The 13999-nt window shown below is 62.1% G+C and carries 13 protein-coding genes; 6 read left to right on the top strand and 7 right to left on the bottom strand.

The annotated features are described in order from the left end of the window. Positions 1 to 81: 81 nt before the first annotated feature. Positions 82 to 591, bottom strand: a complete 510-nt coding sequence (locus AB4048_RS05710; RefSeq protein WP_442200952.1) for an FxsA family protein — start codon at positions 589 to 591, stop codon at positions 82 to 84. Between the two features lie 143 nt (positions 592 to 734). On the opposite strand from AB4048_RS05710, the gene AB4048_RS05705 reads away from it, so the two are divergent. From AB4048_RS05705 to gyrB, 5 genes are all read left to right on the top strand, one after another. Next, entirely contained in the window at positions 735 to 1439 is a 705-nt protein-coding gene (locus AB4048_RS05705; RefSeq protein ID WP_442200951.1) for a Tim44/TimA family putative adaptor protein, read from the top strand. Further along, positions 1436 to 2554 carry a murein transglycosylase A gene (gene mltA / locus AB4048_RS05700; protein ID WP_442200950.1) on the top strand — a complete coding sequence of 373 codons (1119 nt, stop codon included), beginning with the start codon at positions 1436 to 1438 and terminating at the stop codon, positions 2552 to 2554. The genes AB4048_RS05705 and mltA overlap by 4 nt, the downstream gene beginning before the upstream one ends. After that, positions 2554 to 3117, top strand: a complete 564-nt coding sequence (locus tag AB4048_RS05695; protein WP_442200949.1) for a Smr/MutS family protein — start codon at positions 2554 to 2556, stop codon at positions 3115 to 3117. Before mltA ends, AB4048_RS05695 begins: the two co-directional genes overlap by 1 nt. After that, positions 3114 to 3479, top strand: coding sequence for a helix-turn-helix domain-containing protein (locus tag AB4048_RS05690; protein WP_442200948.1), 366 nt, complete (start codon positions 3114 to 3116; stop codon positions 3477 to 3479). The genes AB4048_RS05695 and AB4048_RS05690 overlap by 4 nt, the downstream gene beginning before the upstream one ends. Before the next feature lie 150 nt (positions 3480 to 3629). Continuing rightward, positions 3630 to 6065, top strand: a complete 2436-nt coding sequence (gene gyrB, locus AB4048_RS05685; RefSeq protein ID WP_442200947.1) for a DNA topoisomerase (ATP-hydrolyzing) subunit B — start codon at positions 3630 to 3632, stop codon at positions 6063 to 6065. Positions 6066 to 6153: 88 nt separating this feature from the next. Here the strand turns inward: gyrB and AB4048_RS05680 are convergent, their stop codons facing one another. From AB4048_RS05680 to AB4048_RS05660, 5 genes are read right to left on the bottom strand one after another with little or no spacing between them, the layout of a single operon-like run. After that, entirely contained in the window at positions 6154 to 7482 is a 1329-nt protein-coding gene (locus tag AB4048_RS05680) for a bifunctional folylpolyglutamate synthase/dihydrofolate synthase (protein WP_442201090.1), read from the bottom strand. A gap of 52 nt (positions 7483 to 7534) precedes the next feature. After that, positions 7535 to 8440, bottom strand: coding sequence for an acetyl-CoA carboxylase, carboxyltransferase subunit beta (gene accD, locus AB4048_RS05675; protein ID WP_442200946.1), 906 nt, complete (start codon positions 8438 to 8440; stop codon positions 7535 to 7537). Positions 8441 to 8495: 55 nt separating this feature from the next. Further along, positions 8496 to 9335 carry a tryptophan synthase subunit alpha gene (gene trpA / locus AB4048_RS05670; protein ID WP_442200945.1) on the bottom strand — a complete coding sequence of 280 codons (840 nt, stop codon included), beginning with the start codon at positions 9333 to 9335 and terminating at the stop codon, positions 8496 to 8498. Positions 9336 to 9339: 4 nt separating this feature from the next. Continuing rightward, complete coding sequence (gene trpB, locus AB4048_RS05665) at positions 9340 to 10560, bottom strand: tryptophan synthase subunit beta (protein ID WP_442200944.1); 1221 nt, start codon at positions 10558 to 10560, stop codon at positions 9340 to 9342. A 20-nt stretch (positions 10561 to 10580) separates the two neighbouring features. Continuing rightward, entirely contained in the window at positions 10581 to 11231 is a 651-nt protein-coding gene (locus AB4048_RS05660; protein ID WP_442201089.1) for a phosphoribosylanthranilate isomerase, read from the bottom strand. A gap of 220 nt (positions 11232 to 11451) precedes the next feature. On the opposite strand from AB4048_RS05660, the gene lhpI reads away from it, so the two are divergent. Beyond that, entirely contained in the window at positions 11452 to 13206 is a 1755-nt protein-coding gene (lhpI, locus tag AB4048_RS05655) for a cis-3-hydroxy-L-proline dehydratase (RefSeq protein WP_442201088.1), read from the top strand. Here the strand turns inward: lhpI and AB4048_RS05650 are convergent. Further along, positions 13203 to 13964, bottom strand: a complete 762-nt coding sequence (locus AB4048_RS05650; RefSeq protein WP_442200943.1) for a M48 family metallopeptidase — start codon at positions 13962 to 13964, stop codon at positions 13203 to 13205. The two genes, lhpI and AB4048_RS05650, sit on opposite strands and share 4 nt — an antisense overlap. Between the last annotated feature and the right edge of the window lie 35 nt (positions 13965 to 13999).

The following is a 13999-nucleotide window of genomic DNA, read 5'->3' as shown; positions in this document are numbered from 1 at the left end:
GGCGCTGCAAGCGGGTGTCGCCATCTAACACTTCAAACAGGGGCTTACAACCCTGCGGCCGGCGGGCAGTCGCAAGCTATTTTAGTCGTCCAGACGCTTCGGTCCGGCCCATGGCGAATTGCCATTGGAATCGCGACGAAAATCGTCTTCATCGAGATCGACGATCGGACCGCTGCGCGGAGGCGAAGAGCGGCCGGCGGCTGGCCCACTCCGAAACGCGGAGGAGGATCCGAAGACGATGATTCGACGGCGGAGATAGGTCCAGGCAATGTCTCTGACGGCTGGAATGAACAGCAAGAGCCCGAAAATGTCGGAGATGAAGCCAGGCAAGAGCAACAGGAAAGCGGCAACGACAATCATCGCGCCATGCACCATTTCTCTTCCGGGATCGCCACCCTTCTGGCTCTCGGCTGAAATGCGCTGAAGAATGCCGATACCCTGGATACGCAGAAGCGTTGCGCCGAGTATCGCGCTCAGCAAAACGAGGGCAAGCGTTGCCCATACCCCAATGGCCTTTCCCACGACCACGAAGCCGGCGATTTCGCCAAGCGGCAGCAGAAACAGAAGAAAGGGGATGGCGGAGAGTCTCATCGTGTCTGTCCTGATCTTGGTGACGCAGCGCAGCGTTAATCGATCGCGCGCAACAAAGATACCGGTCCTCTATTTGAATGATCGAGCGATGCGGACTATATGGGTATTGATACTTTTGATGTTAACGGCGGTTTCGGCAAGAAATGGGTTCAAACGACTTCGTGACGCTTTTTTTCCTCGTGGCGGCGGTGCTGATCTTTTTGCAGCTTCGCAGCGTTCTCGGCCGTCGCACCGGCAACGAGAAGCCGCCGCGTGATCTCTTCGGCTCTTCGCGCGATGCCGCCGCCGGCCCGGACACGCCAGAAGCTGGCAAGGTTGTGACGCTGCCCCGTCGCGATGTCGCGGAAGACGAGGGCCGCTATGCCGACATCGACGCGTTCGCGGCTCCAGGCACGCCGCTCAACCAGCAGCTGCGCGAAGTCAACATGGCCGACGCGTCCTTCAGCCCGAAGGAATTCTTGAATGGCGCGCGCATGGCTTACGAAATGATTGTCATGGCTTTTGCCGATGGCGACCGCAAAATGCTGAAGAACCTGCTCTCGCGCGAAGTCTACGAGGGCTTCGACGCGGCAATTGCCGAGCGCGAAGCCAAGGGCGAGAAGATCAAGTCCACGTTCGTCGGCATCGACAAGGCCGACCTCACGCGCGTAGAGATGCGCGGGAGCGAGGCGCTGGTGACAGTACGCATCGTCAGCCAAATGATCTCGGCGACCTATGACAAGGCGGATCATCTGATCGACGGCGACGCCGAGGCGGTGGCCGAGGTCAGCGATCTGTGGACTTTTGCGCGCGATATGCGATCCCGAGATCCCAATTGGAAACTCGTGGCGACCGAATCGGAACAATGAGCGCGTCACTCCCGGATTTTAAGCTGGAACGGATCAGCTTCGCGGATTTGAAGGGCTGGAAGGACGATGATCCTTCTGGCCTTTTCGGCGCCATGCGGGCCTGTCATCACCACATAACCGCCACCAAACCCTACCGCACCGGTGCCCTCGGCCTCACCGCCGACGAGCTCTTGCCGCTTCTGGCCGATGCGATCACGGCCGAACCGCTCGATGCGGCCGAGGCGAGGGCGTTCTTCGAGGCGCGCTGCGTGCCCTTTCTTATCCGCCGCGATGGCCGAAAGCGTGGGTTCGTCACTGCCTTTTTCGAGCCTGAGATCGCGGTTTCGGCAACGCCGGATGATATTTACCGCTATCCCTTCTACCGCAGGCCCGACGATCTCGTCGATCTCGACGATCAGAACCGCCCTGGCTATCTCGACGCTTCCTACATGTTCGGCCGCATCAAGGTCGGCAAGGTCTTAGCCTATCCGGACCGGGGCGAAATCGATCGCGGCTATCTCTTGGGCCTCGGGCTCGAGATTGCCTGGGCGAAGAGCAAGGTCGACGTCTTCTTCGTGCATGTCCAGGGTGCGGCGAGACTTCGCTATCCGGACGGCACCGTTCGTCGTATCACCTACGCCGCCAAGGCGGGCCATCCGTTCTCCGCGGTCGGCCGACTGCTGATCGATCGCGGCGCGATCGATGCAAAGACCGTTTCGATGCAGTCGATCCGCGATTGGCTGTATGCCCATCCAGACCAGGTGGACGAGGTGCTCTGGCACAACCGATCCTACATTTTCTTCCGCGAGGCCGAGGTCGACGATCCTGAAGCCGGGCCGATTGCCGCCGCCAAGGTACCGCTGGTCGCGGGCCGCTCGCTCGCCGTCGACCGGTTGATCCATACGTTCGGCTTTCCTTTCTTCATCCGCTCGGAAAGTCTCACGCATCTCGACCACGGCAAGCCTTTCCAGCGCCTGATGCTGGCCCTCGACACTGGCACGGCCATCGTCGGGACCGCGCGTGGCGACATCTTTACCGGCTCCGGGTACGAGGCCGGAGAGCAGGCGGGCACGGTGCGCAACGATGCCGATTTCTTCATTCTCGTCCCGAAGGCGGCCGCCGCGAGGTTTGCCTGATGACCAGGGACCGCAAGCTTTCCGCCGAGGAGCGAATTCTCTGGGGCAGGGTGGCGAAGAGCGCCCGACCGATGCAGGGTCGTCACGGGGCGCTTGCGGAATTTGACGAGCTGCTTGCGGCGGTGGATGCCGACACGGCGGAAGAACGGCCGACACCCAAGGCGGACGTGGGCTTTGCGGACGCTCCGCCCCCGCAGAAGCAAAAACAGCCGTCCGGCCAGCATCAGCCGTTTGAGCGGCCGGTCAAGCGCAAGATTGCCAAGGGACGGCTGCCGCTCGAAGCACGCATCGACCTGCACGGACTGATCCAGAGCGAGGCGCATGCCCTGCTTCTCGATTTCCTCGTGCGTGCGCATACGCGCGGTCTGCGCCACGTGCTCGTCGTTACCGGCAAGGGAAGCTCCATGGGCAGCGACGGCGCGCTGAAGCGAGCCGTGCCGCTGTGGTTCTCCAAACCGGAATTCCGCTTCCTGATCTCGTCCTACGAAGCGGCCGCACAGCACCACGGCGGCGAGGGCGCGCTCTATATTCGGCTGGTACGGCAGCGGGTGGAAAAAACATGACGCCCTTTGGCGAGGCGGTGAGGCGGTTGCGGCAGCGCAAGGGCGTATCGCAGAAACAAATGGCGGCTGCGCTCAACGTCACGCCTGCCTATCTCTCGGCGCTGGAGCATGGAAAGCGTGGGGTGCCAAGCTTCGAGCTTCTCCAGCGCATTGCCGGCTATTTCAGCATTATCTGGGACGAGGCCGAGGAATTGTTCATGCTGGCGCGTGCCTCGGACCCTCGCGTTGTCGTCGACACCTCGGGGCTTGCGCCGGAATACACCGCGTTTGCCAACCGGCTTGCGAACGCAATTCGACACCTGGAACCGGCAGCCATCGCGCGATTGACGATGGTTCTCGACAATAGCGACAAAGACGGCTGAAAACTGCCGCAATCCCCTATTTTATAGGCGCTTAAGGGTCCATATATTTGGACTGTGGGGCCATCCGTCCTATAAGTTCGGGACGGAAACATCGATGATTCGTCAAGGGCATCCTGCTCGTTTCGAAAACGCTGGAAAGACTTCAAAAAAATGACCGATACGTCCGCGACCGAGAACGCCGCAAGTACCGAATATGGCGCCGATTCCATTAAGGTTCTCAAGGGACTCGATGCGGTTCGCAAGCGGCCGGGTATGTATATCGGCGACACCGACGACGGCTCCGGCCTGCATCATATGGTCTACGAAGTGGTCGACAACGCGATCGACGAAGCGCTCGGGGGCCACGCCGACATCGTCACCGTGGCGCTCAATCCCGATGGATCTGTCACCGTCACCGACAACGGCCGCGGCATCCCGACCGACATCCATACCGGTGAAGGCGTGTCGGCGGCCGAAGTCATCATGACGCAGCTACATGCGGGCGGTAAATTCGACCAGAATTCGTATAAGGTTTCGGGCGGCCTGCACGGCGTCGGCGTATCGGTGGTGAACGCGCTGTCAGCCTGGCTGAAGCTTAAAATTCGCCGCCAGGGCAAGGTTCACGAGATGAGCTTCACCCACGGCGTTGCCGACGCGCCGCTGAAGGTGACAGGCGAGGCAGGTGATGCGACCGGTACAGAGGTCAGCTTCATGCCGAGCACCGGTACCTTTACCATGACGGAGTTCGACTACCACACGCTTGAACACCGCCTGCGCGAGCTCGCCTTCCTCAATTCCGGCGTCCGCATCCTGCTCACCGACAAGCGCCATTCCGATATCAAGCAGGAAGAGATGCTCTATGACGGCGGCCTCGAAGCCTTCGTCGCCTATCTCGATCGCGCCAAGAAGCCTCTCGTCGACAGGCCGGTGGCTATCCATGGCGAAAAGGATGGCATCACGGTCGAAGTGGCGATGTGGTGGAACGACAGCTACCATGAAAACGTGCTGTGCTTCACCAACAACATCCCGCAGCGCGACGGTGGCACCCACATGGCGGGCTTCCGCGGGGCGCTTACGCGGCAGATCACTTCCTATGCCGACAGCTCCGGCATCACCAAGAAGGAAAAGGTGCAGCTTACCGGCGACGATTGCCGCGAGGGCCTGACGGCGGTCTTGTCGGTCAAGGTGCCGGATCCGAAATTCTCCTCGCAGACCAAGGACAAGCTGGTCTCCTCCGAAGTCCGTCCGGTCGTCGAAAGCCTTGTCAACGAGGCGCTGAGCACCTGGCTCGAGGAGCATCCGAGCGAGGCTAAGGTGCTGGTGGGCAAGGTCGTCGAAGCCGCTGCCGCTCGCGAGGCGGCGCGCAAGGCGCGCGAGTTGACGCGACGCAAGGGCGCGCTCGACATCGCCTCGCTGCCGGGTAAGCTCGCCGACTGCTCAGAACGCGATCCGGCGAAATCCGAAGTCTTTCTCGTCGAGGGTGATTCGGCGGGCGGTTCGGCCAAGCAGGGGCGCTCGCGCGAAAACCAGGCGATCCTGCCGCTGCGCGGCAAGATTTTGAACGTCGAGCGCGCGCGCTTCGACAAGATGCTGTCGAGCCAGGAAATCGGTACGCTGATCACGGCGCTTGGCACGGGTATCGGCAAGGACGAATTCAACGCCGACAAGCTGCGCTACCACAAGATCATCATCATGACGGACGCCGACGTCGACGGCGCGCATATTCGCACGTTGCTGCTCACCTTCTTCTTCCGACAGATGCCGGCGCTCATCGAGCGCGGCCATCTCTATATCGCCCAGCCGCCGCTCTACAAGGTCACGCGCGGCAAGTCGGTGCAGTACCTGAAGAACGAACAGGCGCTGGAGGATTATCTCATCGGCCAGGGCCTGGAGGACGGAAACCTTCGCCTCGGCACCGGCGAGGTTCGCGCAGGCCAGGATCTGCGCGAGGTTATCGTCGATGCATTGCGGCTGCGTGCCCTGCTCGACGGGCTGCATTCGCGCTATAACCGCGCCGTCGTCGAGCAAGCGGCGATTGCCGGCGCGCTCAACGCTGATCTCGTCAGCGACGGTGCTCGTGCAGAACAGCTCGCCACCGATGTGGCAAGCCGGCTCGACCTCATCGCCGAGGAAACGGAACGTGGCTGGACGGGTGCTGTCACCGGCGAAGGTGGGCTGAAATTCGAGCGCATGGTGCGCGGCGTGAAGGAAGCCGTCGTGCTAGACATGGCGTTGATCGGTTCGTCCGACGCGCGGCACATCGATCAGATCTCAGCGCGTCTGAAGGAAATTTACGCAACGCCGCCGGTCCTCGTTCGTCGCGACGGCGATACGGAAATTTCCGGCCCCCGTGCGCTGCTCGACGCGATTTTCGCGAGCGGCCGCAAAGGCTTGTCGATGCAGCGCTACAAGGGTCTAGGCGAAATGAACGCCGAGCAGCTCTGGGAAACGACGCTCGATCCGAACGTCCGCTCGCTGCTGCAGGTGAAGGTCAACGACGCCGTCGACGCTGACGGGCTCTTCGCCCGCCTGATGGGCGACGAGGTCGAGCCGCGTCGCGAATTTATCCAGGACAACGCGCTGAACGTCGCGAACCTCGACATCTGAGCGAACGCGTCAGGAGTGCTGCCAGTTCGAATACCGTGAGATGAAAGCTCGCCGGGACATCGCCGCGCGGGCTTTCTTTTTGGATCGCTTATTGCGGCGGCGTACCGTTGTCGGCGAGAACATCACCGACGAGATAAAGCGATCCGCCGATCAGGATACGGGGAGCGACCCCCGTTGCCGGGAGAGCCTGCCTTATGGCCTCCAGCGCGTCGCCAACCGTCGACATCGGTTCGGCAATCAGGCCTGCGTCATAGGCGGCGTTGGCAAGGATGACCGGATCGATCATCGCGTCGCTATGTCGGATCGGCACGCAGTAGACCTTTTCGGCAAGACCCGTGAATGCCTGGAAGTACCCAACCGGGTCCTTGGTGTTGATCATGCCGGTGATCAGAAACAGCGGTCGTGACTGCCGCTCTTCGAAGCTCGCCATCGCTTCGGCGATTACGTGGCCAGCGCCCGGGTTGTGCCCGCCGTCGACCCAGATTTCCGCGCCTGCGGGCGCATGCCGCACCAAGGTTCCTTCCGTCAGCCGTTGCAGGCGGCCGGGCCATTCGACTGAGGTGAGCGCGCGGTCCATCATCGGCTCGGTGACCGCAAAGCCGGCCGCCTTGACCGCACGTATGGCGGCGGCGGCGTTCGCGTATTGATGCCGGCCTGGCAGGCGCGGCAAGGGCAAATCGGCGAGACCGAACTCGTCCTGATAGACAAGCCGGCCATACTCTTCATGCGCCATGAAATCCTGCCCGTAGGCGGCGGTCGGGCAATGCAGGCGCTCGGCCGTCGTCAACAGCACGTCGAGAGCGGCGTCATATTCCTGCTGGCCAATGACGACCGGATGCCCCGGCTTCATGATGCCGGCCTTCTCAGCGGCGATAAGCTCGACGCGATCGCCGAGATAGGGCTGGTGGTCAAGCGAGATCGGCATGATGACGGAGACCGCCGGATCGGACATGACGTTGGTCGCGTCGAAACGGCCGCCGAGGCCGACTTCGATGATGGCGGCGTCGGCCGGAAACTCGGAAAACAAAAGGAAGGTGACCGCCGTCAGAATTTCGAAAACCGTGATCTTCTGGCCGCCGTTTGCGTCCGCCACCCGCCGCAGCGCTTCGGCGAACACGGCGTCTTCGACCAGTTTGCCGCGGCCGCCCTTTACGCCGATGCGGTATCGCTCATGCCAGTTGACCAAATGCGGCGAGGTGTGGACATGGACGCTGTAGCCGCCCGCCTCCAGCAGTGCCCGGCAGAAGGCCGTGACCGACCCCTTGCCGTTGGTGCCCGCGACATGGATGACCGGCGGCAGCCGTTTATGCGGGTTACCGAGGATTTCCAGGAGGCGGGTAATTCGCTCCAGCGACAGATCGAAGCCCTTGGGATGCAGTCCCAGTAGCCGTTCGATCTCGCGCGCTGCCTCGGTCATTGCGGATTGTTCCATCGCGTCATCCCGCAGCGTTTTTCGGTCGGCTGCTCGCTCAGGCGCGCGCAGCCATCGGTACCGCGCTGACTATATCCTTCGACGAAATATTCGCCGGCTTCTTGGTGAGAATCTTCAAGAGACGCGCCAGGGTATCGGGAATGTCATGGCGCTTCACGACCATGTCGACCATACCGTGCTCGAGCAGATACTCGGAGGTCTGGAATCCCTCCGGCAGTTTCTCGCGGATGGTCTGCTCGATGACGCGCTTGCCGGCGAAGCAGATCTCGGCACCGGGTTCGGCGAGATGAACGTCGCCAAGCATGGCATAGGAGGCGGTGACGCCACCCGTGGTCGGGTTGGTCAAGACCACGATGTAGGGCTGGCCCGCTTCCTTCAGCATATCGACGACCACGGTGGTGCGCGGCAGCTGCATCAGCGAAAGGATGCCCTCCTGCATGCGGGCGCCGCCCGATGCTGGGAACATGACGAGCGGGCATTTTTCAGCAATGGCGCGCTCGAAGGCCTTCACGATCGCCTCGCCGGCGGCAATGCCGAGCGAGCCGCCCATGAAATTGAACTCATGCACGACGGCGACGAGCTTCAGCCCCTGCACCTTGCCGACGCCGGCCAGTATCGTGTCTTCCTGCTCGGTCTTGATGCGGCTGTCCTTCAGGCGGTCGAGATATTTCTTCGAATCGCGGAATTTCAGCGGGTCCTGCGCCACCTTCGGCTGCGGCAGCGCCTCGTAGTCGCCGTTGTCGAAGAGGTCGGCAAGGCGTGCCTTTGCCGGCATCTTCATATGATATCCGGAGGCGGGAATGACCCACTTGTTGTCTTCCAGATCCTTGTGAAAGACCATCTCGCCGGTTTCCGGGCACTTGATCCAGAGATTTTCCGGCACCTCGCGGCGGCCCAGCATGGAATTGATCCGCGGGCGGACGTAATTCGTGATCCAGTTCAAATCAAAGACTCCTGATGACTGAAACCCCAATCATTGATGAGACAATGTGGGGAATTTATTCGGCAGCAACAAGGCGCGCCGAACGCGTTCCTGTGGAGAGGCCGCGCACGAGGGTGGCGACGGCCTGGATGGTGTCGGCGCTGGCCTTGCCTTCCGGGGTCAGGCTCGTAGCGATCTGGTTGACAATTGCGGTGCCGACCACGACGCCGTCGGCTGAGCCTCCGATGACCTTGGCATGCTCCGCCGTCTTGACGCCGAAGCCGACGCAGACCGGCAGATCGGTATGGCCCTTGATGCGCTTGACGGCAGCGCCAACCAGCGACGGATCCGGCAGCGCCGAGCCGGTGATGCCGTTCATCGAGACGTAGTAGACGAAACCGGACGTATTCTTGAGAACGGTCGGCAGGCGCTTGTCGTCGGTCGTCGGCGTAGCCAGACGAATGAAGTTGACGCCTTTCCTCAGGGCCGGAATGCAGAGTTCGTCGTCCATTTCCGGCGGCAGGTCGACGACGATCAGGCCGTCGATCCCGGCGGAAATCGCATCGTCGAGGAACTTTTCGACACCGTAGATGTAGATCGGGTTGTAGTAGCCCATGAGCACGATCGGCGTCTTGTCGTCGGACTTGCGGAAGTCGCTCGCGAGTTGCAGCGTCTTCTTGAGGGTCTGTCCCGCCTTCAGGGCGCGCTGTCCGGCCATCTGGATCGCCGGACCATCGGCCATGGGATCGGAAAAGGGCATGCCGAGTTCGATGACGTCGGCGCCGGCTTCGGGCAGCGCCTTCATGATGCCGAGCGAGGTGTCGTAGTCCGGATCGCCGCCCATGAAATAGGTGACGAGCGCCGGGCGGCCCTCCAGCTTCAGATCGGCAAAGCGTTTGTCCATGCGTGCAGTCATGTTCTTACAGTCCCATTCCCAGAAGCTTGCCGACGGTAAAGATGTCCTTGTCGCCGCGGCCGGAAAGATTCATCAGGATGATCTCGTCCTTGCCCATCTTGGGCGCACGCTTGATAACCTCGGCGAGCGCGTGGCTCGGCTCCAGCGCCGGGATGATGCCTTCAAGCCTCGTCAGCACCTGGAAGGCTTCCAGCGCCTCGTGGTCCATGATCGGAACATATTCCACGCGGCCGATATCGTTCAGCCAGGAATGCTCCGGGCCGATGCCGGGGTAGTCGAGGCCGGCCGAGATGGAATGGCCTTCCTTGATCTGCCCGTCGCCGTCCTGCAGCAGATAGGTGCGGTTGCCGTGCAGCACGCCCGGTGCGCCAGCGGTGATCGAGGCGCAGTGTTCGTCGCCCTGAAGCCCCTTGCCGCCCGCCTCGACGCCGACGATCTTGACGCCCTCGTCGTCGAGGAAGGGATGGAAGATGCCGATGGCGTTGGAGCCGCCGCCGACCGCGGCAATGACCAGGTCCGGCAGACGGCCTTCGGCAGCGAGCATCTGCTCCTTCGCCTCCGTGCCGATGACTGACTGGAAGTCACGTACCAGCTCCGGATAGGGATGCGGGCCGGCGGCCGTGCCGATCAGGTAATAGGTGTCGGAAACATTGGTGACCCAGTCGCGCAGCGCCTCGTTCATGGCGTCCTTCAGCGTGCCGTGGCCCGCCGATACCGCCTTCACTTCGGCGCCGAGCAGTTTCATGCGGAAGACGTTCGGCGCCTGGCGCTCGACGTCGGTCGCGCCCATGTAGACGACGCAGGGCAGGCCGAAGCGAGCGGCGACCGTTGCCGATGCCACGCCATGCTGGCCGGCGCCGGTCTCGGCGATGATGCGCGTCTTGCCCATGCGCTTGGCGAGCAGGATCTGGCCGATGCAATTGTTGATCTTGTGCGAACCGGTATGGTTCAGCTCTTCGCGCTTGAAATAGATCTTGGCGCCGCCGAGGTGTTCCGTCAGGCGTTCAGCGAAATAGAGCGGGCTCGGGCGGCCGATATAGTGCGCGCCGAGCGAAGCCAGCTGCGCCTTGAAGGCGGGATCGTTTTTTGCCTTGTTCCATTCCTCTTGGAGATCCAGGATCAGCGGCATCAGCGTTTCGGCAACGAAACGGCCGCCATAGATGCCAAAGCGGCCATCCTCATCGGGGCCGGCACGGAAGGAATTCAGTTTTGGCGTCTGGTTCACGTTTCACTCCCTGAAGTCGGTTAAGGCTCGCAGGCCTCGCCGACCGCGTCGAAAAACTGGTCGATCTTGGTAAGGTCCTTGACCCCTGGCGCGCTTTCGACGCCGGACGATATGTCTATGCCGGATGCATTCGTCGATGTGAGCGCCTGGGCGACATTTTCCTTGTTGACCCCACCGGAGAGCATGTAGTCGACACTGTCGTCAAGCCAATGCATGAGGCTCCAGTCGAAGGCCACGCCGTTACCGCCCGGAAGTTCCGAGCCGGCGGGAGGCTTTGCGTCGAAAAGAAAACGGTCGGCGATGCCGATATAGGCCTCGACGCGCCTCAGATCGTCGGGGCCGCGCACCGAAAACGCCTTCATCACCGGCAGGCCGTAGACCGCCTTGATCGTGAGTACGCGCTCCGGGCTCTCGTCGCCATGCAATTGTAGAATGTCGGGCTTTACCAGCGACACGATCTCGTCGAGATCGTCGCTCGTCGGGTTGACGGTGACCGCCACCACCTTCGCCTTGCCACGGGCGCGGGCGGCGAGCGCGCCGGCGACGTCCGGCTCGATGTAGCGCGGGCTCTTCTCGAAGAAGATGAAGCCGATATGCGTCGCTCCACGCTCCAGCGCGCGGTCGACAGCTTCCGGCGTCTTCAGCCCACAAATCTTGATATCGGGTCGCATGGTAGAGCGGAGTGACACGAAACGACCAAAGAGTCGAGCCTAATCAGAGGTGCGAAAGGAATTTCGGCGGCCACGGCGGACGTGCGCGTTCGTGCCCGCCGAATTGGACCGCCTTTCCCGCCGGTTTTCGCGGCAATCGCCCTGTTCAAGGTAGGCGGCCGAGGCTAAAACCGGGCACCTATTGTCTTCGCCGGAACACCCCAGGGAGCCAACTCTCGTGATTTTACATGCAGAGCCCGTCATCGACGGGAATGCCCGCGGCAGGATTCTTTGCTCCAAGGTCCCGCTTTCTTTCTGGGGTGGCGTCGATCCGGCCAGCGGCAAGATCATCGATCAGCATCACCCATTGTGCGGCGCGTTGCTTGGAGGTGCTGTTCTTGCCATGCCGAGCGGGCGCGGCTCGTGTTCCGGCAGCAGCGTGCTCCTGCAACTGATGCTAAACGGCAAAGGACCGGCCGCCTTCGTCTTCACCGAGAGGGAAGACATCCTGACGATTGGGGTGATCGTGGCGCGCAAGGTCTTCGAACGATCGATCCCCGTGGTGCTGCTGGGCCAGGCAGACTTCGAAGCACTCTCCGATGCGTCGTTTGCGGCGATCAGCGGCAACACGATCACCCTCTCCGAAGATGCTGTTCCGCGCGCGAGCCTGGCACCTTCCACGACGATGGATACGCGCTCGCCCGTCGAGGTGAACGGTATGGACCGGGCGCTGCTTTCCGGCGCCCATGGCAAGGCGGCGCAGATCGCCATGGAGATCGTCGTCGAGGCGGCGGCGCTCTTTGGCGCAACCGAACTTCTCGATGTCACCAAGGCGCATATCGACGGATGCATCTATACCGGCGAGGCAAGCCTCCTGTTCGCGGAAAAGCTCTGCGCATGGGGTGCGCGTGTGAGGGTTCCGACGACGTTGAACGCGATTTCCGTCGATCAACGGCGTTGGCGCGCGCAGGGCGTCGATGCGTCCTTCGGCGAGCCCGCAAGCCGGCTTGCCGACGCCTATGTGCAAATGGGCGCAAAGCCGACCTTTACATGCGCGCCCTACCTGCTCGACGGTGCACCGTCCGCCGGCGAGCAGATCGCGTGGGCGGAATCGAACGCCGTCGTCTACGCCAACAGCGTCCTTGGCGCGCGGACCATGAAGTATCCGGACTATCTCGATATCTGCATTGCCCTCACCGGCAGGGCGCCCTATGCGGATTGTCATCTGGACGCGGGCAGAATGCCCTCGATGCTTGTTGATGTCAGCAGAGTTGATGCCCGCGACGACGCCTTCTTCCCGCTGCTCGGCTATCACGTTGGCCGCCTGACCGGCAGCCGGATCCCAACGATCGTCGGCCTCGAGCGCGCTCAAATCGACGATGACGATCTGAAGGCTTTCGGCGCGGCGTTCGCGACCACGTCCGCCGCGCCGATGTTTCACATCGCCGGCATCACGCCTGAATGCAGGAGTGGCGGCGACATCGCGCGGCTGCGCGCCGGCCTAAGCGTCACAAGTATCTTGCCGCACGATCTCGCTGAAAGCTGGCTTGAACTCAACGATGGCGAGAACCGGACCGAGATCGATCTGATTTCGCTCGGCAATCCCCATTTCTCTTTACCGGAGTTCCAGAAACTGACTGCCCTCTGCGACGGCCGCCGGAGGCAACCGAACGTCCGGATCATTGTGACCTGCGGGCGCGAAACGCTTGATCGCGCCCGCCAGGCATCGCTGATCGAACGCCTCGAAGCCTTCGATGTTGAATTCATCACCGACACCTGTTGGTGCATGATCGAGGAGCCGATCATCCCGATATCGGCGCGCACGCTTATGACGAATTCCGGCAAATACGCCCACTACGGTCCGGGAATATCAGGCCGAAGCGTGCGTTTCGGGAGCCTCGCGCAATGCGTTGACGCCGCATGCACCGGCAGTTTCGACAGCGCGTTGCCGCATTGGCTGAAAGCCGAGCGAGGGAAGAAAACGGAAACGATCTAGTCGAAATCGATGGCGTGCAAAAGGCTGCCGTGCCGTTTCAACCAAGTCTTTGCCTCTTCCATGTGCGGGCAGAGTTTCTTGCAGAGCGCCCAGAACCGCGGTCCGTGGTTCATTTCCTTCAAATGCGCCACCTCGTGGGCGGCGAGATAGTCGATGACCATCGGCGGCGCCATGACGATGCGCCAGGAAAAGGAAAGATTGCCCTGCGAGGAGCAGGAGCCCCAGCGGCTGCGCGTATCCTTCATCGTTATGGTGGAAAACGGCGCGCGGATCGCCGAAGCGTGGTGTACGACCAGTCTATCGAGATCGGCGCGTGCTTCCTTCTTGAGAAAGGTAGCGATGCGGCGCGAGGCATGTTCCGGCAGTCCGCTGACGCTCAGCACCAGTTTTCCGTCGACCTCGATCAGCTCCGTGATGCCGCGCAGGCTGCCGGTGTGCCGAATGCGGCAAGCAACGCCACGAATGGGGATTTCTCCACCGTCGCGGATCGTCGCCTCTTTGGTGAATTTCGCAAGCTTCGTCAGCAGCCAACCCTGATGGCGGTCGAGAAAGGCGTTCACCTCGCGCGCTGCCAAGCCGCGTGGCACCGTCATCTTCAGCGCCCGTCCGCCGGGCTCGATCCTGAGCGTGATGCGCGTCGCACGCTCGTGCTGGCGGATCGTCAGCGGCATCAGCCGGCCGGCCACGTCGAGCGTGCGCGTTTCCGGGAGAGGCGGCTTCCTGACAGATTGGCGCGGCTTCGAGAGGAGCGGGAACATGAGGTGCTTTTTATATGATTCGTGCCCTTGCCGGG

The sequence above is a fragment of the Rhizobium sp. RAF56 genome (assembly GCF_052113965.1).
Lineage (GTDB): Bacteria > Pseudomonadota > Alphaproteobacteria > Rhizobiales > Rhizobiaceae > Rhizobium.
This window is presented reverse-complemented; position numbering and strand designations above follow the sequence as displayed.